This is a genomic window from Gilliamella sp. B3892, from assembly GCF_026536305.1.
Classification (GTDB): Bacteria; Pseudomonadota; Gammaproteobacteria; order Enterobacterales; family Orbaceae; genus Gilliamella.
In genome coordinates this window covers 288,479-309,841 of sequence record NZ_JAFNOK010000003.1, presented here as the reverse complement: position 1 = coordinate 309,841, position 21,363 = coordinate 288,479, and the positions used below count along the sequence as shown (strand labels likewise).

Below are 21,363 nucleotides of genomic sequence, written 5' to 3'. Positions count from 1 at the left end.
ACTGCCAAAAATTTTGTGAAGGACATAACATTTGTTTGTTCATCTGCACATAAATAAATCAATTTCCGCCTATTATTTTGTTGGTTTTGCCAATGAAATTTTCATCTTAACTATCCATACTTAATGCTAATAGTGGATTACTTAGACAGACTCAAAATCTATTTATTTTCTACTCAGCAACATCTGTAAAAAATTCAAGATCAACATTTCATTATCAGTGTAGGGGCTAAACATGGAAATAAACACAGCAAAACAAAAAAGGACTAATACTCGGTGGTTAACAGTCATTTTTTTATTCATTGTCACTGCTATCAATTATGGTGACAGGGCGACCTTAGGTATTGCCGGCAAAGCAATGTCAGGCGAATTGGGTTTTGATGCCGCAGCCATGGGCTGGGTTATGTCGTCGTTCGGTATTGCCTATGTTATCGGGCAGTTACCGGGAGGCTGGCTATTAGATAGATTTGGTTCAAAACGTGTCTATTTTTGCAGTATTTTATTTTGGTCTATTTTTACTTTATTACAAGGCACCGTACATTTTTTTATCGGGGCTTGGGCGTTAATTATGCTTTTTACGTTCCGTTTCTTAATGGGACTTGCTGAAGCGCCGTCATTCCCCGGCAATAGCCGAATTACCGCCGCTTGGTTTCCGGCTAAAGAAAGAGCCACTGCGGTCGCTATTTTCAATTCTGCACAATATTTTGCTACGGTAATATTTGCGCCCATTATGGGCTGGTTAACCCATGAATATGGTTGGCAATCGGTGTTTTTCTTTATGGGTGGCTTAGGTGTACTAATTAGTGTGGTGACACTCTTTGTGATCCACAACCCTAAAGATCATCCATGGGCAAATCAAGCCGAAGTTGATTATATCGTCGATGGCGGGGCATTGGTCGATATGGATCAGAAAAAAAGCCAGACGAAAAAAGAGGGACCAAAATTAGCTTATCTTACCCAACTTTTAACGAATCGAATGTTATTAGGTGTCTACCTTGGTCAGTATTGTATTAACTGTTTAACGTTTTTCTTTATTACTTGGTTTCCTATCTATCTTGCCACTCAACGAGGAATGAATATTAAAGAAGTTGGTTTTGCCGCTGCGATTCCGGCTATTTGTGGATTTATTGGTGGTATCAGTGGTGGCGTGTTCTCCGATTTTCTGATGCGAAAAACCGGATCGCTCTCTATTGCCCGTAAAACACCAATCATTTTAGGTATGTTGTTTTCAATGACCATGATTTTATGTAACTACGTCGATTCAATTGGATTAGTCATTTTATTTATGTCCATGGCTTTCTTTGGTAAAGGCGTCGGTGCACTCGGTTGGGCAGTAATGGCCGATACCGCACCCAAAGAGATGAGTGGACTGGCTGGCGGATTATTTAACATGTTCGGTAATGCATCAAGCATCATCTCACCAATTATTATCGGTTATATCGTGGCATGGACAGGTCGATTTGAATGGGCGCTAGTGTTTGTCGCCGGTCATGCTTTTGTTGCAGCGTTTAGTTATTTGGTGCTTGTTGGCCCGATTAAACGCATGGAACTGAAGAAAAAACCTTAACGACAACGTGCTTATTGAATTAACTACCTAGGAGAGATCGAATATGAATACGCAATCAGTGCCCGTGATTACCTCCATGCAGGTTATTCCGGTGGCTGGGTATGACAGCATGCTGATGAATATTGGTGGCGCACATAGCCCCTATTTTACCCGAAATATCGTTATTTTGAAGGACAATAGCGGCCATATCGGTTTAGGGGAAGCACCCGGCGGAGTGACGATTGAAAACGCTCTGAAACAAGCTATTGCACATGTCGAAGGGCAACCTATTTCTATCCTTAATCGAATTGTTAATGATATGCATCAAGGCTACCTTGATGATGATTATGACTCTTTTGGTAAAGGTGCATGGACATTTGAATTACGAGTCAATGCCGTAGCGGCACTCGAATCGGCATTACTCGATTTAATGGGGCAATTTTTAAATGTACCGGTTGCTGAATTACTTGGAGCAGGTAAACAGCGAGATGAAGTTACCGTGCTTGGCTACCTGTTTTATATCGGTGATGCCAACAAGACCGATCTCGATTATGGCCAACCCGCAACGAAAGGCCATCCATGGTACAACATTCGCCGGCGGCAAGCTATGACAACTGAGTCAGTGGTTGAGCTGGCGCAAGCGGCACAAGATCGCTACGGCTTTAAAGACTTCAAAATGAAAGGTGGAGTGTTAGCGGGTGAACAAGAAATTGAAACAGTCATAGAACTTAAAAAGCAGTTTCCCGATGCACGCATTACCTTAGATCCAAACGGTGGTTGGTGGTTAGATGATGCCATTAAACTTTGTAAAGGGCTTAATAATGTGCTGACTTATGCCGAAGACCCTTGTGGCGCTGAACATGGCTATTGCGGGCGTGAAGTTATGGCTGAATTTCGTCGGGCAACCGGTATACCAACTGCCACCAATATGGTTGCAACCAACTGGCGTGAACTGTGCCATTCCATTATGTTGCAAGCGGTCGATATACCGCTAGCCGATCCCCATTTTTGGACATTAACCGGCGCCAGTCGTGTCGCACAACTTTGTCATGAATGGGGGCTGACTTGGGGGTGCCATTCGAATAACCATTTTGATATCTCTCTGGCAATGTTTAGCCATGTCGGTGCCTCTGCGCCCGGTAATCCAACTGCGCTTGATACCCATTGGATATGGCAAGAAGGTCAAGCCCGTTTAACGCAAGATCCGCTGCAAATTCGCCATGGCAAGATCAAATTGCACGACAAGCCCGGCCTTGGGATTGAACTGGATATGGAGCAAGTCAATTGCGCACATGAGTTTTATAAAAAATTACCAAATGGGGCACGTAATGATGCCATTGCCATGCAATATCTCATTGAAAATTGGCAATTTGACCGCAAGCGCCCATGCATGGTTCGTTAAAACAGATTTAAAGAAATTGAGAAATAAAAGAGGTAAAAACTATGAGTTCATCAACGCCGATTATTACGCAAATGCATGTCTATCCGGTGGCCGGTTATGACAGCATGTTACTGAATTTAAGCGGAGCACACGCCCCTTACTTCACCCGTAATATCGTTATTCTTAAAGATAATTCCGGTAACATTGGCGTCGGGGAAGTTCCTTGCGTAGGCCGAGTTACTCAAACCCTTGAAGATGCCAAACCGCTGGTTGTGGGACAATCGATTGCCCAATATAAAAATGTTATGAATCGTGTCCGAACGGCATTTGCTGACCGTGATGTCGGTGGGCGAGGTAATCAAACATTCGACCAGCGCTCAACCATTCATGTGGTGACAGCGATTGAAGCGGCAATGTTAGACCTGCTAGGCAAGCATCTAGGCGTTACCGTTGCTTCGCTTTTAGGCGAAGGACAGCAACGTGATGAAGTGAAAATGCTTGGCTATCTGTTTTATATCGGCGATAGGCAAAAAACCGATTTACCTTATCAAAGCCAACCCAATGAGCAGTGCGATTGGTATCGCCTGCGACATGAAGAAGCCTTAACCCCAGACAAAATTGCTCGTTTAGCGCAGGCAACTTATGAAAAATATGGCTTTTGTGATTTTAAATTAAAAGGCGGTGTGTTATCTGCGCAAGATGAAGCCGAAGCCGTGATTGCCATTAAGCAAAAATTCCCTGAAGCACGCGTAACGCTCGACCCAAATGGCGGGTGGTTATTAGATGAAGCGATACAAATCGGCAAATACTTAAAAGATACCTTGACCTATGCAGAAGATCCGTGTGGCGCAGAACAAGGCTACTCTGGGCGAGAAATTATGGCTGAATTTCGCCGTGCGACAGGTTTGCCAACAGCAACCAACATGATTGCAACCGACTGGCGTCAAATGGGACATACTTTATCGTTACAATCGGTCGATATCCCGCTTGCTGATCCGCATTTTTGGACAATGAACGGCTCAGTAAGGGTTGCGCAACTGTGCCATGAGTTTGGCTTAACGTGGGGCTCACACTCCAATAATCATTTTGATATATCGCTCGCCATGTTTACCCATGTTGGTGCAGCGGCGCCGGGTGAACCAACTGCGTTAGATACACATTGGATCTGGCAAGAAGGTAATCAGCGTTTAACCAAAGAGCCATTACAAATTGTCAATGGCAAAATCAAAGTACCGGAAAAACCGGGTTTAGGTATCGAGGTTGATATCGATCAAGTTCTCAAAGCCCACGAGCTATTTAAAAGCATGGGGCTGGGCAATCGGAATGATGCCGTAGCTATGCAATATCTCATCCCTAACTGGCAATTCGACAATAAGAAACCCTGTTTGGTCAGATAGTTGGCATGGATGATTAAAAATAGATAAAAATCGAGGTAATTGCATGAAAAAACTCACTTGTCACAATCAATTTAAACAAGACATGTTGGCAAGAAAAAAATTGATTGGTTGTTGGGCTGCATTAGGTAGTCCGATCTCAACAGAAATATTGGGCTTAGCCGGTTTTGATTGGTTACTGCTGGACGGCGAGCATGCCATTAATGATGTGGTGTCGTTTGTCCCGCAATTAATGGCCTTAAAAGATAGCCCGAGCGTGCCAATTGTACGACCGGCCTGGAATGATCAAGTACTGATTAAACGCCTGCTTGATGTTGGTTTTTATAACTTCTTAATTCCGTATGTCGAGACGGCTTTGCAAGCAAAACAAGCGGTCTCTTATACCCGCTATCCACCTGAAGGTTTAAGGGGAGTGTCGGTTTCACATCGTAGTAATGCGTTTGGCACAATACCGGATTACTTTGAAAAAATTAATCAAAATATTTGTGTGATCGTTCAAGTTGAAACCCAACAAGCGGTGGATAACGTTGCTCAAATCACCGCTGTTGACGGCGTCGACGGTATTTTTGTTGGCCCAAGCGATCTTTCTGCCTCGTTAGGACATTTTGGCAATCCAAAACATCCACAGGTGCAAGCGGCGATCAAACAGGTATTTGATGAAGCAAAAAAACAAGGGAAAGCTTGTGGCATATTAGCCCCGATAGAAGCTGACGCACATCATTATATCGAAATGGGGGCAACGTTTGTTGCCGTCGGCAATGATCTGGGCTTGCTAAGAATGGCAACGCAATCATTAGCCGATACATTTCTAAAATAACAGCCATTACTATAAGCGTAATAAAGGAGAGTAAAATGAAAATTGGTTTTATTGGTTTAGGAATAATGGGTAAACCGATGAGCAAAAACTTGCTAAAAGCAGGTTATTCACTGGTCGTTTGCGATAAAAATCAAGCTTCAGTTGATGAACTTACCAAAGCGGGTGCACAAAGTGCCACCAACGCAAAACAAGTTGCTCAACAATGTGATGTGATTATTACTATGTTACCTAATTCACCGCATGTGAAAGAGGTTGTTTTAGGTGAAAATGGGATTGTTGAAGGTGCCAAAGCCGGCACAACCATTATTGATATGAGCTCGATTGCGCCATTAGCCAGCCGGGAAATTCATGATGAGGTCGTTAAAAAAGGCTTAGTGATGTTAGATGCGCCAGTGAGCGGTGGCGAGCCTAAAGCGATAGACGGCACCTTATCTGTCATGGTTGGTGGGGATAAAGCGGTATTTGATAAACATTATGATTTAATGAAAGCTATGGCTGGCTCAGTGGTTTATACCGGTGAAATTGGCGCAGGTAATGTGACTAAGCTTGCTAATCAAGTCATCGTAGCACTCAACATTGCTGCCATGTCAGAAGCATTGGTTTTAGCCACGAAAGCTGGGGTTAACCCGCAACTCGTATATCAAGCAATACGGGGCGGACTTGCCGGTAGTACGGTGTTAGATGCCAAAGCGCCAATGGTGTTAGAACGCAATTTTAAACCGGGCTTTAAAATCGATCTCCATATCAAAGATCTGCAAAATGCTTTAGATACCTCTCATGGGGTGGGGACTTCATTACCGTTAACAGCAATTGTTATGGAGATGATGCAAGCACTGAAAACCGATGGTATGGGCGAAAGTGACCATAGTGCCCTTGCTCGTTATTATGAAGCTTTAGCGAAAATCGAAATTAAGTAATTTATGTCAATATTGAGTATGGCAACATACTCAATCACCTTGACCAATTCCAAAAGGATATTTATGAACATTGTCATTGCGCCTGATACTTTTAAAGAAAGTCTGAGTGCCATAGATGTTGCTAAGACAATAAAAGCGGGATTTTTACAGGTTTACCCTGATGCAACATACTCGTTATTACCTGTCGCTGACGGCGGAGAAGGTACCGTTAATGCAATGGTTGATGCATTAAAAGGACATAAAGTGACAGTCACAGTAACTGACCCGTTAGGCGAGCCGGGACATGCTTTTTATGGCATATCACAAGACGGACAAACTGCCATTATCGAAATGGCGACCGCCAGCGGGCTTGAACGTGTTCCGTTTGAACGGCGAGATGCTAAAATTACCACCTCGTATGGTACAGGCGAACTTATCAAAGATGCCTTAGATCGGGGTTGTAAAAAATTTATCATCGGTATTGGTGGCAGTGCAACCAATGACGGTGGGGCAGGGATGCTACAAGCATTAGGTGTCAAACTGTTAGATAAATTTGGTCACCAAATAGGTTTTGGTGGCGTTTCGCTCAGTGCACTTGATAGTATCGATATCAGCCAAATGGATGAGAGAATAAAGCAATGTGAATTTGAAGTCGCTTGTGATGTCACCAATCCACTTACCGGTGAAAATGGCGCATCGGCTATTTTTGGTCCACAAAAAGGGGCAACACCGCAAGATATTCAGTTACTTGATGCAAATCTTAAACACTTTGCCAGTCTAATTAAAGGTTGCTTTAATATCGACATAGAGACCGTTCCCGGTACCGGAGCGGCGGGCGGAATGGGCGCGGCATTATTGGCATTTATGCAAGCAAAATTGAGGCCGGGCATTGAAATTATTACCGAATTACTTAATTTAGATAGCTTAATTGAACAAGCCGATTTAGTGGTGACCGGTGAAGGCCGGTTAGATTATCAGAGTGTCAACGGTAAAGTCCCGGTTGGGGTGGCAAATATCGCCAAAAAGTATAATAAACCGGTTATTGCTATTGTTGGCAGTTTAGGCGATAAAGCTGAGGCGGTCTATCCTTATGGCATAACTGCTATGTTTAGTATTCTTAGTCAAGTGTCGAGTTTATCTCAAGCACTGGATCGAAAAGTCGCCGAAACGAATCTTTATCACACCTCGAAAAATATTGCATTAACCTTAAAAATCGGTAAAACATTGTGCTAATAAAAAAGCCCTTTAAGTTAAAGGGCTTCATTTTTTGCTTACGCAGTATTAGGATTTTTTAATCGCAGTCAGTGCCCGACGAATAAAATATAAACAGATAATCACAAACACCGCTAAGCCTAAGTATTGTGGTAATAGTCCTAGATCGGCTGATATTGCAAGCGGCGCATCACTACCGCCACTGGTAATGCTAATCACGATAACGATAGCTAGCAATACCCCAACTAAACTTTCACCGACAATTAACCCCGATGCAATTAATGCCGCTTTGCGATCGACGTTTTTAAATTGTTCTTCCGGATCTAGGTTCGCTTTTTTGGCTTTAGCATAAGCTTTACGCTTAATTATCCACGAAAGTAGTGTACCAATAAAAATCGGAGTGGTAATGGTTGGTGGTAAGTAGATCCCTAAACCAACAGCCAATGCCGGCAAGCGAAACTTAGATTGGTTTTTAGCTAAAATTAAATCGATAATAATAATAATTGATCCAACCGCTAAGCCAATTAAAATCATTGTCCAATCAAGCTGATGAGAAAATATCCCTTTGGCAATGGTGGTCATTAGTGTCGCTTGAGGCGCCGCTAATACTTGAGATTGATCCATATCTGCCCTAGGTAAGGCGCCGGTGAATCCATAAGCGTTATATAAAATTTCAAGAATAGGTGCGATAACAATGGCACCAACAACACAACCAATTAAAAGTGCAACTTGTTGTTTCCATGGTGTTGCATTGACTAAATAACCGGTTTTTAAATCTTGCAAATTATCGTTTGAGATGCAGGCAACGGCTAAAACTGTGCTGGTAGTAAATAGCGCTAATGCGGTTGCAAAATTAGTCCCTTCAGGGGTAGATAACAAATCATTGGCTTGCCCAATTACCAATAAAATAAGTGAAATGGCAATTGCAGCAACAATGGCAATGCCGGACATTGGGCTTGCTGAAGAGCCGACTAAACCTGCCATATAGCCACACGCCGCCGCAACAAGAAAGCCCATAATAAATGCAAATAACACAGCGCAAATAACTAACATCCAAGCAACACCAGCGGATAAGCCACTGTCGGAAATAAACGCATAAAAAGTGGCGACTAAGATAACAACCATACCAGCCATAATCGAAAAGATCGCTTTTGGTGATAAGTCACGTTCGGTTGGTGCAATATCATCAACCGAAACATCGGCACGTAATGTTCTAAATGAGATTTTTAATCCTTCAATCACGGGTTTGATTAACGTCAGTAGTGTCCAAATTGCAGCAATTGCAATGGTGCCGGCGCCGATAAAACGAATATCTTTAGCCCAAAGCCCCATAGCCACATTGGCTAATGATTCGCTGGTGTCATAGTCGGTCATTGCGCTTAAAATAGGAATGCCAAACACCCAGCCGATAATGGTGCCGATTAACACGGCAATACCGGAAATAATACCAATCAAATAACCGGCACTGAGTAAAGCTAATGAAAAGCCCATCGGTAATTGGAAGATTGATTTACCGCCAGTAAACCAATAAGAGGCGCTTTCTGACAAAACCCGAAAACCGTTAGTAAACAGACTTACACCAGAGGCAATAACGCCACCAACTAAAATATCTTTCAATCCGGCATTGGAATCATCACCCTCAGTTTTTGAGCCTGCTTTTAATATCTCCGCAGCGGCAACCCCTTCCGGATAAGGTAAGGTGCTTTTTACCACCATAATATGGCGTAGTGGAATTGAAAATAGTACTCCAAGCATCCCCCCGGCGGCACAGATAGCAAAAGTGAGCCAAAACGGGAAATCTTGCCAATAGCCGATCATTAACAATCCGGGTAAAACAAAAATAATCGAGGAAAGTGTACCGGCTGCCGATGCTTGAGTCTGCACCATATTGTTTTCTAATATGGTTGAGCCGGAAAATAGCCTTAATACCGCCATAGAAATTACCGCGGCTGGGATAGCGGAAGAAAAAGTTAACCCCACTTTTAAGCCAAGGTAAACATTTGATGCGGTAAATATAATTGTAATAAGGGCACCAAGAATTGTACCTCTCAATGTCAGTTCGCGTAAATTATTCATTAAATGTAATTAAGTTAATTTGTTATGTGAACATTATATACTTAATTGGTGTTTATCTGCTACAAGTTATATTTTTTAACAGTTTTTAACCGTTTTTATGCTTGTTTTTTAACAAAAACAGGCTTTAAAAAACAAAATTAAAGCTGAAAGTGCCAGTAGACAGTAAAAATGGTCAAGTTGTGTTACACTTATTTTTCAATGACCAATCTAAACTATTAAGAGAAAACCAGTGAACCAACTTAAGCGCTTACAGGCGATTACCAAACAGTTACGTGACCCGATTAAAGGGTGTTCATGGGATAGCAAGCAAACTTTTGATTCATTAAAATCTTATACTCTCGAAGAGACTTATGAAGTTTTAGATGCGATTGATAGAAAAGACATGGACGAACTAAAAAAAGAGCTGGGCGATCTCTTATTTCAAATTGTGTTTTATGCTGATCTTGCCAGCGATCAAGGCGAGTTCAATTTTGACGATATTTGTTCGTCAGTGGCCGATAAACTCGTCAGCCGTCATCCACATATTTTTGCTGATAAAACCGCTGAAAAGCCGAACTGGGAGCAGTTAAAGCAAAAAGAGCGTGATCAAAGGGCGCAATATTCACTATTAGATGATATTCCCAACGCCATTCCGGCGCTAATGAAAGCTGAAAAAATACAAAAACGCTGCGCATCAGTTGGATTTGATTGGATTGAGTTAAAACCCGTTATCGATAAAGTGAAAGAAGAACTTTGCGAAGTAGAAGAGGAATTGAATAAAACCACACAAGATCAATCCAAAATTGAAGAAGAGCTTGGCGACCTATTTTTTGCCACCGTTAATTTAGCCAGACATTTAAAAGTTAAATCTGAGTTATGCTTACAAAATGCCAATAACAAGTTTATTCGGCGTTTTAAACAAGTTGAAGCATTACTGAAACATAAAAAGGACAATTTAGCCGATGCAACACTTGAAGAAATGGAAGATGCATGGCAAATTGTCAAACAATCTGAACAATTATCTAGCGAAGTGAATAAAAATGACTGAAAAAAATGAATTGTATCAAGAGATCGAAGCATGGGCACAAAATGCCGTTTTAAATAGTCCAACGTGGAGTATTAACCAGCTCGATTATTCCGAAAAAAGTATTACCGTTGTTGAGATGATTATTGCCGAAATGGCCGATAAAAGCTTTGGCCTACCAGAAGAACAAATTGATATGATATCGCAAGAATATGGCTGTTATTTATTATTAACTGCCCATAAATTATATGGCGGTCAATTTTATTGGAATCAAGAATTCGAACAACCGATGTTAATCTGCTGTGAACCTGATTCGACTATTGCACTATTAACGTGGAATAAAGTTAAAGGACGTTTATTAGGTGATAAAACCGATCATATTGCTTATTTCCTTGATGAATTTGGTAAAGCGACTTTTCAACCAGAAAAAGGCACACATGTGGTTTATTTATAACGTTGTAGACTGTGATAGTGAAGGTTTTTAACGAAACTATTCAGTGAGATTAGCACCTAAAAATTTCAAAATGGGTATTTATTGCCAGAATAGTTGAAAATGAATGACACACCTTATCTCGGCAATAAAAACGACGCGACCTGGTCTATGCGACCTTGAGTGGTGATAAAATACTTTGATTATTCCATTTACTGAAAAATTGGCAGATGCATTTTATGCGCCTTTATGCTTAAGATTAAAAAATTATCATAGACAGACAAGCTCAACTTTAGCTTATTACATTGAAACGATTTGTCATCCTAAAGGTATCAAAGCGTGGATAAATTATGGGTTGAAAGCACGCAGTTTTGTTACGATGGGTAAGCCTTATCGTTTACACAGATAATTAAAGATTTTGCTAAAAAATAACCCCACTTAACATTGCGTAAGTGGGGTTAATCTTTGGATTTAATCTAAAAAACCAATTACACTTCTAAATAATCTAAAATACCTTCTGCCGCTTTGCGACCTTCGCTAATAGCGGTTACCACTAAATCCGATCCTCTTACTGCATCACCGCCGGCAAAGATTTTAGGATTTGTTGTTTGAAAGCCTTTAATTTCCGGTGCAATCACACGGCCTTGCGCATCGAACTCGACACCGTGCTCAGCTAACCACGGCATGGCATGCGGTTTAAAACCAAACGCCATAATCACCGCATCAGCCGGCAACACAAATTCGGAGCCTTCTATTATCACCGGTGATCGTCTGCCTTTAGCATCCGCTTCGCCTAATTGCGTTCTGACCATTTTTACTCCGGTCACTTGCCCTTTACTGTCGATTTCAATGCTAAGCGGTTGCACATTAAATTGGAACTGTACACCTTCTTCTTTGGCATTTTTCACTTCTCGCTTAGAGCCGGGCATATTGGCTTCATCACGACGATAAGCACATGTGACTTCAGTTGCGCCTTGACGAATAGAGGTGCGAACGCAGTCCATAGCGGTATCCCCGCCACCGAGTACTACTACACGTTTATTTTTCATATCAACATAAGGCGTATCATCGCTTTGTTGATGCTGCATAATGTGTTTGGTGTTAGCGATCAAAAATGGTAAGGCATCATATACGCCATGGGCATCTTCATTTTCTAGCCCTGCGCGCATGGACTGATAAGTCCCGGCACCAACAAACACCGCATCAAATTCATTGATAAGATCAGCAAGTTGCACCGTTTTGCCCACTTCGGTGTTAAGACGGAACTCAACGCCCATTTCGGTGAAAATATGGCGACGATTAATCAGTACCTCTTTGTCGAGTTTAAATGCCGGAATACCAAAGGTTAGCAGGCCTCCAATTTCGGGATGACGATCAAACACCACCGGCGTTATGCCATTACGGACTAACACATCAGCGCAAGCAAGCCCGGCAGGCCCCGCCCCAATAATCGCCACTTTTAAGCCGGTTTTTTCAACATTGGATAAGTTCGGTTTCCAGCCCATTTTAAATGCTTCATCGGTAATATAGCGTTCGATACTTCCAATGGTTACGGCGCCAAATTCGGCATTTAATGTACAAGAGCCTTCACATAAACGATCTTGCGGGCAAACTCTACCGCAAACTTCCGGTAAGCTGTTCGTTTGGTGAGAAAGCTCGACAGCTTCTAAAATTTTCCCTTCGTTAACCAGCTTTAACCAGTTAGGTATATAGTTATGTACCGGGCAACGCCATTCACAATAAGGGTTACCACAAGCTAAGCAACGATCGGCTTGCGCTTGCGACTGGGCAGGAGAAAATCCTTCATAAATCTCAACAAATTCTATTTTACGAATGTTCAACGATTTTTTTGGCGGATCAACACGTTGTAAATCGATAAACTGATAAACATTTTGACTCATTTTCGTGCTCTCCTTACTGTGCTTGAATGCGTAGTTCAGCAGATGATCGGCTACGATGACCGAGTAGGGCTTTTACATCGCTCGATTTCGGCTTGACTAAAACAAACTGTTTAGCAAACTTTTCCCAGTTGGCTAAAATTTCTTCCGCACGTGAAGAGTGGGTTAATTGTGCATGCTCCATAATTAAGCCACGTAGATGCTCTTCATGAATCGAATAATCAGCCACATTTAACATTTCAACCAGCTCTTTGTTGATACGTTTATGAAAATCGCCGTCGGTATCTAAAATATAAGCAAAACCACCAGTCATACCGGCACCGAAGTTAACGCCAGTTTTACCCAGTACGCAAACAATCCCACCGGTCATATATTCACAGCCATTATCGCCAATGCCTTCAACCACACTAATTGCGCCTGAGTTACGCACCGCAAAGCGCTCACCGGCACGGCCGGCAGCAAATAATTTACCGCCGGTTGCGCCATACAAGCAGGTATTACCGGCAATGGTCGCTTCGTGGCTTAAAAACGCTGAGCCTTGCGGTGGACGAATAACAATGCGCCCGCCTGCCATACCTTTGCCTACATAGTCATTGGCATCACCGGTTAGGGTTAAATCGACGCCGCCGGCATTCCATACACCAAAGCTTTGTCCGGCGGTACCGTTAAAATGCAGTGAAATCGGATCGGCAACTAAACCTTGATCGCCATACTTTTTAGCAATATAGCCAGATAGGCTTGTGCCGACAGAACGGTCAGTATTTTGAATATCAAAGTAGAAGTTTTTACTTTGACGATTATCAACAAACTGTTGTGCTTGCGTGATGATCTCGTTATTTAAAACACCTTTATCAAACGGTTTGTTGTCTTCAATACAGTATACCGGTTTACCTTCAAGTGGTGTGGCGGTTTCAAGTAGTCCGGATAAATCAAGTTTTTGTTGTTTAGCGGTAATGCCGTCAAGCTCTAACAGTAAGTCTGTGCGTCCGATTAAATCGACAATGCGACTTACGCCAAGCTCAGCCATGACTTCCCTTGTATTACGAGCAAGAAAGCGGAAATAGTTCATGGCTTTTTCCGGTAGTCCATGGTAGTGGTCTTGACGCAATTTTTCATCTTGTGTGGCAACGCCGGTAGCGCAGTTATTTAAGTGGCAAATGCGCAGATATTTACAGCCTAATGCCACCATTGGGCCGGTACCAAAACCGAAGCTTTCCGCACCTAAAATCGCCGCTTTAACAATGTCGGTACCGGTTTTTAATCCGCCGTCAACTTGTAACCGAATTTTGTGGCGTAAACCATTGGCAACAAGTGATTGTTGGGTTTCAACTAAACCAAGCTCCCATGGTGAACCGGCATATTTTACCGATGTTAAAGGGCTGGCGCCGGTACCGCCGTCGTAGCCGGAAATGGTGATCAAATCGGCATAAGCTTTAGCAACACCGGTGGCAATTGTGCCAACGCCCGGCTCTGAGACTAATTTTACTGATATCATCGCTTGAGGATTGATCTGTTTAAGATCGAATATCAGCTGTGCCAAATCTTCGATTGAATAAATGTCGTGATGTGGCGGTGGCGAAATCAACGTAACGCCCGGTACTGAAAAACGTAATTTAGCAATATAAGGCGTGACTTTATCGCCCGGTAATTGACCTCCTTCACCGGGTTTCGCCCCTTGTGCGACTTTGATTTGAATCACATCGGCACTCATCAAATAGCCCGGCGTGACACCAAATCGACCAGACGCGACTTGTTTTATGCGTGATACTTTTATGCTGTTATAGCGAGCCGGATCTTCGCCCCCTTCGCCGGAATTTGAGTATCCGCCTAAAGTATTCATTGCCTGGGCAAGTGATTCGTGCGCTTCCGGACTTAGTGCCCCAATTGACATTGCAGCTGAGTCAAAGCGTTGAAACAGTGACGTTTCCGGCTCGACTTCATCAAGCGCAATTGCGCCATTTTGCGGTGGATTGAGCTTTAATAAATCCCGCAGTGTCGCCGGTGGCCGATTATTGACGATATCGGCATAAATTTTATAATCTTCATAGTTACCATTGTTGACCGCTTTTTGTAGCGATTGGATCACATCAGGATTATAAGCATGATACTCGCCACCATTGACATATTTAAGCAAGCCACCTTGTTCCAATGGTTTACGGCGTAACCATGCTTTTTTCGATAGTTCAAACTGATCTTGCGCAAAATCATCGAAGTTAGCACCACTAATACGGCTACTTACCCCTTGAAAACACAGTTCAACCACATCTTGATGTAGACCCACAGCTTCAAACAGTTTGGAACAACGATAAGAGGCAACGGTTGAGATGCCCATTTTCGACATAATTTTATATAAACCTTTATTAATGCCGTTGCGATAATTGACGATCGCTTCACGGTAAGATTTATTGATAGTGCCATTGTCGACTAGATGAGCTAAGGTTTCATAAGCTAAGTAAGGGTAGATTGCCGTTGCACCAAAACCGAGGAGCACAGCAAATTGATGCGGATCACGACAACTTGCCGTTTCCACAATAATATTTGCATCACAGCGTAAGTTTTTTTCAACTAACCGTTGTTGAACAGCGCCCACAGCCATAGGTGCCGGAATCGGTAATCTGTCAGCAGCAATATTTTTATCAGACAAGATTAATAAAACGGTACCGTTACGGACTTTGGCTTCGGCATCGCCACATAACTGCTCAATGGCATCACGTAAACTACCGTCAATTTCGTAGGTGATATCAAGTGTTTCGGATTTATAGTAGCGAGATTCTAAAGCCGTTAATTGTTGAAAATCGGAGTAGACCAATACCGGATATTTAAACGCCACCCGATGCGCCTGTCCTTCCGCTTCAGCAAAAACATTCATCTCTCGACCGATGCTGGTAGAGAGCGACATTACGTGTGCTTCACGCAGTGGGTCAATCGGTGGATTGGTGACTTGAGCAAATTTTTGTCGGAAGTAATCATAGATCAAACGTGGTTTACTCGATAAAACGGCGAACGGGGTATCGTCGCCCATTGAACCGGTTGCTTCTTGCCCATTTTCACCGAGCACACGGATACATTGGTCGATCTCTTCAGCACTATAACCAAACTGTTTTTGATAAGTGGCTAGGAGCGTATCATCGTAACTGCGAGAACCGATATTCTCATCCGGTAAATTTTCAAAAGGGATAAGCTGCTTAACATTTTTTGCCATCCACTCTTTATAAGGATGACGTTTTTGTAAATCGTTATCGGTTTCAGAAGATTGTAAAATGCGGCCTTCTTCAGTATCGATAACCAGTAGTTCACCGGGTCCAACTCGTCCTTTACTGACCACTTCATCGGGCTGATAATCCCAAATGCCAATTTCAGAAGCACAGGTAATGAGTTTATCGGTGGTGATAACATAACGAGCGGGGCGCAGTCCGTTACGGTCTAAATTACACGCTGCATAACGACCGTCTGACATCACAATACCTGCCGGTCCGTCCCACGGCTCCATATGCATGGAATTGAAATCAAAAAAGGCACGGAGATCTTCATTCATATCGGGATTATTCTGCCATGCCGGCGGTACCAATAAACGCATCGCTCTAACAATATCCATTCCCCCGACTAAAAACAGCTCTAACATATTATCAAGTGAGCTTGAGTCAGAACCGGTCACATTGACAAATGGTGCGGCATTTTGTAAATCGGGGATCAGCGGAGTTTTAAATTTGTAAGAACGTGCTTTAGCCCACTGGCGGTTGCCTTCAATGGTATTAATTTCGCCATTATGTGCCAGATGTCTAAATGGTTGGGCTAATGGCCAACGTGGCACAGTATTGGTGGAAAACCGTTGGTGGAATAAACAAATCGCTGTTTCCATACGAATATCTGCTAAATCCAGATAGAAACGAGGCAAATCTTTAGGCATACATAAGCCTTTATAGATATTGACTTGATTGGAAAAGCTACAAACGTAAAAGGTGTCGTCTTGTACGCGTTTTTCAATACGGCGACGTACCATATACAGTCGACGTTCTAAATCAATCTTAGTCCAGCCTGCCGGCGCATTAACAAAGACTTGTTCAATTCTAGGAAGTGAAGATAAGGCAATTTCACCTAACACACTTTTATCGATTGGCACTTCTCGCCAACCTAAAATGGATAAGGTTTCATCGGCTAACTCTTGTTCTACAATTTCCCGGCTGGCTTGTGCTTCTTGCTCATCCTGACTGAGAAATAACATGCCTACCGCATAATTTGTCGCTAAGCGCCAACCGGCATCTTGCGCAACTAATCGAAAAAATCTATCCGGCTTTTGTAATAAAAGCCCACAGCCATCGCCCGTTTTACCGTCAGATAAAATTGCGCCACGATGTTGCATTCTTGCCAATCCATGAATTGCAGTACGTACTACTTTATGACTTGGTTGCCCTTCAATATGTGCAATTAAACCAAATCCACAGTTATCTTTTTCAAGATTCTGGTTATATAACATATCATTGCCTCTAATTCATCGCTTTTATATTTTGTGAAGGTATAGGCATTAATCCCATATTGGCTAAGAAATTAAAGAAAAATGCAATTTTGGTCAAATAAATATTACTTATAAGTCAATCTTCTAATAACTGATATGAGACTTATTAATGAAGCTAATAATAAAATGTAGCTTATTGATTATTAAAATTTAAATAGAATATAAGGGCATTATTTTTTAAATAATTTTTATAATCATCATAAGTTGTTTTTCTTTTTTGACAAGAAGTTTCAGAAAATACCTGTGTTTAAGTATAAAAACCTTTAACTCTCATTTTAGAAAATATTAAATGCTGAAACCTTTTTAAGGAAAAAAACACACACAAAAGCCACTCAAAATCTTAAAGGCGAAAAAATAAAAGATTGGATTTATTGCGATAAAAAAGCGGGTAAGTCTTGTCAAGAAGTTTCAGAAAATACCCATGTTTAAGTATAAAAATTCGTAGTTTTCATTTTAGTAAATATTAAATACTGAAACCGTTTTAGGAAAAAACCATACAAAAAAGCGGTTCAAAATCTTAAAGGCAAAAAATAAAAGATTGGATTTATTGCGATAAAAAAGCGGATAAGTCTTGTCAAAAAGTTTCAGAAAATACCTATGTTTAAGTATAAAAATTTTTAACTCTCATTCCAGAAAATAGTAAATATTGAGATTGTTATTAGGAAAAAAACATACACAAAAGCGGTTCAAAATCTCAAAGACAGAAAAATAAAGATTGGATTTATTGCGATAAAAAAAGCAGGTAAGTCTTGTCAAGAAGTTTCAGAAAATACCTATGTTTAAGCATAAAAATCTTTAATTCTCATTTTAGAAAATAGTAAATATTGAGATTGTTATTAGGAAAAAAACATACACAAAAGCCGCTCAAAATCTCAAAGGCAAAGAATAAAAGATTACATTTAATGCGATGAAAAAAGCGGGTAAGTCTTGACAAGAAGTTTCAGAAAACACCTATTTTTAAGTATAAAAAATTTTTGATTCTCATTTTAGAAAATATTAAATATTGAAACCGTTTTTAGGAAAAAACATACATAAAAGCCGCTCAAAATCTCAAAGACAGAAAAATAAAGATTGGATTTATTGCGATAAAAGAGCGGATAAGTCTTGTCAAGAAGTTTCAGAAAATACCTATGTTTAAGTATGAAAATTTTTGATTCTCATTTTAGAAAATATTAAATATTGAAACCGTTTTTAGGAAAAAACATACATAAAAGCCGCTCAAAATCTCAAAGACAGAAAAATAAAGATTGGATTTATTGCGATGAAAAAAGCGGATAAGCCTTGTCAAGAAGTTTCAGAAAATATAGGTGTTTTAGCAAAAAATCGGTTGAAATATCCCTTAATGATGACGGATAATTTTATACTGTTATAATCTGCTATTATTTATTTTTAATATCTCAACTATGCAAACTAAAATCACCATTGTAGGCGCTGGTGCAGCGGGGCTTTTTTGTGCGGGGTTACTCGGGCAAAAGGGCTTTGATGTGACTGTAATTGATAACGGTAAAAAGCCCGGGCGAAAGATTTTGATGTCCGGTGGCGGGAAGTGTAATTTCACGAATTTGGATATCGATGCCAAGCACTATATTTCACAAAATCCGCACTTTTGTAAATCGGCGCTTAGCCGTTATAATCAATGGGAATTTATCCAATTAGTCAATCAATATAATATCGCTTATCATGAGAAAGATCATGGTCAGCTGTTTTGTGACAATTCCGCTAAAGAGATTGTCGATATGTTGGTTAGCGAATGCCAAAAAGGCGGTGTTAAGTGGATGATGCAAACACAGCTCGATGATGTAAAGACCGTGGCTGACGGCTTTCAATTGCACACTTCACAAGGCATTATTGAAAGTCATAGTTTGATTATTGCAACCGGTGGCTTATCCATGCCGGCATTAGGCATGACATCAATTGGTTACAAAATCGCTGAAAAATTTGCCATTCCGGTTGTACCGGTTAGAGCCGGTCTGGTGCCATTTACCTTACATAAACCATTGTTAGATGTGTTATCTCCTCTAGCCGGGATTGCGCTGCCGGTTGAAGTGGCTAATGATAAAATCAGTTTTAAAGAGAATTTACTCTTTACCCACCGTGGACTTTCTGGCCCCGCTATTTTACAGCTATCAAGTTACTGGCAGGCAGGCGAATTTATTACCATTAATTTGTTGCCCGATCTCCCGTTTGAATCGGCATTTAACCCTCTGCTTGAGAAGAATCGTAATCAGTCTTTAAAAAATTGTCTGGCACAAATTTTACCTAAAAGGGTTGTTGAGGCATTAATGCAATTGAATATGATTGCCGATAAGCTGGTTAAACAACTCAATCCTAATGAGCAAAAGCAGCTTTATACTGCCTTAACGCAATGGCAAATTATGCCTAATGGTACAGAAGGGTATCGCACAGCCGAAGTGACATTAGGCGGGGTGAGTACTGATGCTTTATCGTCAAAAACGATGGCTGCAAAGTCACATCCTAACCTCTATTTTATTGGTGAGGTTATGGATGTAACTGGCGCTTTAGGTGGGTATAATTTTCAATGGGCTTGGAGTAGCGCCTTTGCATGTGCGAAGGCTTTTGATTAACGAGCTTTTATGTTTGCCATTAATTGTCGATAACGCCCATTTGAATATGATACTTTTTGACCTTATATTGTAATGTCGTGCGGGAAATGTTTAACAATTTGGCCGCCGTGATGATTTTGCCATTAGCTTGATTTAAGGCATCAACAATGAGCTGTCTTTCGTAGTTTTCAACTTGTTCGATTAAGTTATCACTGCTTGGCGGTGTAACGTTGACCGGTTTTTCCGGCTGGCTTACCTGCTCTTGTTGAGTAAGTGGCGCTTGAATATCAAACAGCTCATCATCAAGGGTGATATGTTGCAGTTCGCCAGGTTCATTTTGCAGCACCATGCTGCGGACTATGGCGTTTTCTAACATACGGACATTGCCCGGCCACGGCGCTGACATTAATTGCTTTAACGCGGGTTCGCTAATACCACTAATGGTCACTTTAACGTCATGCTGATGTTTATCGATAAAGTACCGGGCTAATACCGGAATGTCTTCGGTACGTTCCCTTAGGGCTGGCAGTTTGATTAAACCGACATTCAACCGATAAAAAAGGTCGCTGCGCATTTTACCACTTTTTAACAGCTCTGACGGCGATTGGTTCATGGCGGCCACAATACGGACATCTGAGTGAATTTCTTTATTACCGCCTAATTGCCAGTAGGTTTTTTCTTGCAAAAAGCGTAATAATTTACTTTGCATCTCTAACGGCATTGCATTGAGTTCATCCAAAAACAGCGTACCGCCATTGGCAAGCTCTAAGTAACCTTGACGGTTTTCTGCGCCGGTAAATGCCCCTTTAACGGTGCCAAATAGCGTGCTTTCAATCAGCGTAGTTGGCAGGGCACTACAGTTTAGCGAGATAAACGCTTTATCACGCCGGTCACTGGTTTGGTGAATTAAGCGGGCAAACAGCTCTTTACCGGTGCCGGTTTCACCCACAATTAATACCGGCACATCGTTAGCACCTAAAATATTGGTTTGATCGATAACGTCCTGCATTTTTTGCGATGCAAAGACAATTTCCGGTAAGGGTTGTTCTTGATTTTGGTATAAACGGCTATTGAGTTTAAATACTTGGTCTTGTAATTGTCTGACGTTGGATAAATTACGGCCTATCTCAACTGCACCGATGATCTCTTTCTGGTGATTATAAAGCGGAACGGTGGTATGAAGGTAGTCAACGACTTTACCAACATGGTTATAATAACTTTGGTAATTGTTTTGATACTCTTTACCATGTTGTAAAGCTTGCAACATAGTGCTATCTTCTTTCTTCAAATTAGGATAAACTTTAAGCATTGGTTTACCGATGGCTTGTTCTTCCGGGAAGCCATCCAACTCAGCACTTTCTTTATTGTAGTAAATATATTTACCTTCTTTATCGATAATGGCCATTGGCTGATGCATTAAATCGAAAAAATGTTTAAATACATCCAATGCTTGTGATAATTCAGGATCGATTGTCATGATAGTAGTACCTTTTGAAATTGAGATCATTTACTAAGTGGTATATTAATTTTTAAAAGCCTTTCAACCATTACCTCAACAATGACGAATTTTTGTCATAAAAACATATTTTTTACTAAATGACTAATATTTTTTTTGTAAGTATATAGTTAAGAATTT

The 21,363-nt window shown here is 41.3% G+C and carries 13 protein-coding genes; 9 read left to right on the top strand and 4 right to left on the bottom strand.

Annotated features, from left to right (window positions below; translation table 11 throughout):
- Positions 1 to 232 precede the first annotated feature (232 nt).
- The 6 genes from J3U74_RS05650 to J3U74_RS05625 all read left to right on the top strand — a co-directional run bounded on the left by J3U74_RS05650 (position 233) and on the right by J3U74_RS05625 (position 7,264).
- Positions 233 to 1,564 carry an MFS transporter gene (locus J3U74_RS05650; RefSeq protein ID WP_220218846.1) on the top strand — a complete coding sequence of 444 codons (1,332 nt, stop codon included), beginning with the start codon at positions 233 to 235 and terminating at the stop codon, positions 1,562 to 1,564.
- Between the two features lie 43 nt (positions 1,565 to 1,607).
- Positions 1,608 to 2,945, top strand: a complete 1,338-nt coding sequence (locus J3U74_RS05645) for an enolase C-terminal domain-like protein (protein WP_267329397.1) — start codon at positions 1,608 to 1,610, stop codon at positions 2,943 to 2,945.
- Positions 2,946 to 2,986: 41 nt separating this feature from the next.
- Entirely contained in the window at positions 2,987 to 4,321 is a 1,335-nt protein-coding gene (gudD, locus tag J3U74_RS05640) for a glucarate dehydratase (protein ID WP_267329398.1), read from the top strand.
- Between the two features lie 43 nt (positions 4,322 to 4,364).
- On the top strand, positions 4,365 to 5,135 hold the full coding sequence (garL, locus tag J3U74_RS05635) for a 2-dehydro-3-deoxyglucarate aldolase (protein ID WP_267329399.1): 771 nt from the start codon (positions 4,365 to 4,367) through the stop codon (positions 5,133 to 5,135).
- Between the two features lie 35 nt (positions 5,136 to 5,170).
- Positions 5,171 to 6,052 carry a 2-hydroxy-3-oxopropionate reductase gene (gene garR, locus J3U74_RS05630; protein WP_267329400.1) on the top strand — a complete coding sequence of 294 codons (882 nt, stop codon included), beginning with the start codon at positions 5,171 to 5,173 and terminating at the stop codon, positions 6,050 to 6,052.
- Between the two features lie 63 nt (positions 6,053 to 6,115).
- On the top strand, positions 6,116 to 7,264 hold the full coding sequence (locus tag J3U74_RS05625) for a glycerate kinase (protein WP_267329401.1): 1,149 nt from the start codon (positions 6,116 to 6,118) through the stop codon (positions 7,262 to 7,264).
- Positions 7,265 to 7,312: 48 nt separating this feature from the next.
- Here J3U74_RS05625 and J3U74_RS05620 read toward each other — a convergent pair whose 3' ends face one another.
- A complete protein-coding gene (locus J3U74_RS05620; RefSeq protein ID WP_267329402.1) occupies positions 7,313 to 9,319 on the bottom strand; it encodes an OPT family oligopeptide transporter in 2,007 nt (668 codons plus the stop codon).
- Positions 9,320 to 9,548: 229 nt separating this feature from the next.
- Between J3U74_RS05620 and mazG the strand changes: the two genes are divergently transcribed.
- Both mazG and J3U74_RS05610 read left to right on the top strand, forming a co-directional pair.
- Positions 9,549 to 10,346: a nucleoside triphosphate pyrophosphohydrolase gene (gene mazG / locus J3U74_RS05615; protein WP_267329403.1), complete on the top strand. Its 798-nt coding sequence runs from the start codon at positions 9,549 to 9,551 to the stop codon at positions 10,344 to 10,346.
- Positions 10,339 to 10,776, top strand: a complete 438-nt coding sequence (locus J3U74_RS05610; protein WP_220218854.1) for a hypothetical protein — start codon at positions 10,339 to 10,341, stop codon at positions 10,774 to 10,776. The genes mazG and J3U74_RS05610 overlap by 8 nt, the downstream gene beginning before the upstream one ends.
- Positions 10,777 to 11,240: 464 nt before the next feature.
- Here the strand turns inward: J3U74_RS05610 and J3U74_RS05605 are convergent, their stop codons facing one another.
- Together J3U74_RS05605 and gltB are read right to left on the bottom strand one after the other, a co-directional pair.
- On the bottom strand, positions 11,241 to 12,653 hold the full coding sequence (locus J3U74_RS05605) for an FAD-dependent oxidoreductase (protein ID WP_220218855.1): 1,413 nt from the start codon (positions 12,651 to 12,653) through the stop codon (positions 11,241 to 11,243).
- 13 nt (positions 12,654 to 12,666) lie between these two features.
- Positions 12,667 to 17,124, bottom strand: a complete 4,458-nt coding sequence (gltB, locus tag J3U74_RS05600) for a glutamate synthase large subunit (RefSeq protein ID WP_267329404.1) — start codon at positions 17,122 to 17,124, stop codon at positions 12,667 to 12,669.
- A 1,442-nt stretch (positions 17,125 to 18,566) separates the two neighbouring features.
- Between gltB and J3U74_RS05595 the strand changes: the two genes are divergently transcribed.
- Positions 18,567 to 19,748, top strand: a complete 1,182-nt coding sequence (locus J3U74_RS05595; RefSeq protein WP_267329405.1) for an NAD(P)/FAD-dependent oxidoreductase — start codon at positions 18,567 to 18,569, stop codon at positions 19,746 to 19,748.
- Positions 19,749 to 19,767: 19 nt separating this feature from the next.
- On the opposite strand, the gene J3U74_RS05590 is transcribed toward J3U74_RS05595, so the two are convergent.
- Entirely contained in the window at positions 19,768 to 21,207 is a 1,440-nt protein-coding gene (locus J3U74_RS05590; protein ID WP_416379781.1) for a sigma-54 interaction domain-containing protein, read from the bottom strand.
- Positions 21,208 to 21,363 lie beyond the last annotated feature (156 nt).

What these genes read in the sequence shown, in the direction of transcription:
- J3U74_RS05605 (WP_220218855.1), bottom strand. Translation starts at nt 12,653, where the DNA reads ATGAGTCAAAATGTTTATCAGTTTATCGATTTACAACGTGTTGATCCG.
- J3U74_RS05650 (WP_220218846.1), top strand. Translation starts at nt 233, where the DNA reads ATGGAAATAAACACAGCAAAACAAAAAAGGACTAATACTCGGTGGTTA.
- J3U74_RS05625 (WP_267329401.1), top strand. Translation starts at nt 6,116, where the DNA reads ATGAACATTGTCATTGCGCCTGATACTTTTAAAGAAAGTCTGAGTGCC.
- J3U74_RS05595 (WP_267329405.1), top strand. Translation starts at nt 18,567, where the DNA reads ATGCAAACTAAAATCACCATTGTAGGCGCTGGTGCAGCGGGGCTTTTT.
- gltB (WP_267329404.1), bottom strand. Translation starts at nt 17,124, where the DNA reads ATGTTATATAACCAGAATCTTGAAAAAGATAACTGTGGATTTGGTTTA.
- J3U74_RS05645 (WP_267329397.1), top strand. Translation starts at nt 1,608, where the DNA reads ATGAATACGCAATCAGTGCCCGTGATTACCTCCATGCAGGTTATTCCG.
- J3U74_RS05620 (WP_267329402.1), bottom strand. Translation starts at nt 9,319, where the DNA reads ATGAATAATTTACGCGAACTGACATTGAGAGGTACAATTCTTGGTGCC.
- gudD (WP_267329398.1), top strand. Translation starts at nt 2,987, where the DNA reads ATGAGTTCATCAACGCCGATTATTACGCAAATGCATGTCTATCCGGTG.
- garR (WP_267329400.1), top strand. Translation starts at nt 5,171, where the DNA reads ATGAAAATTGGTTTTATTGGTTTAGGAATAATGGGTAAACCGATGAGC.
- J3U74_RS05610 (WP_220218854.1), top strand. Translation starts at nt 10,339, where the DNA reads ATGACTGAAAAAAATGAATTGTATCAAGAGATCGAAGCATGGGCACAA.
- garL (WP_267329399.1), top strand. Translation starts at nt 4,365, where the DNA reads ATGAAAAAACTCACTTGTCACAATCAATTTAAACAAGACATGTTGGCA.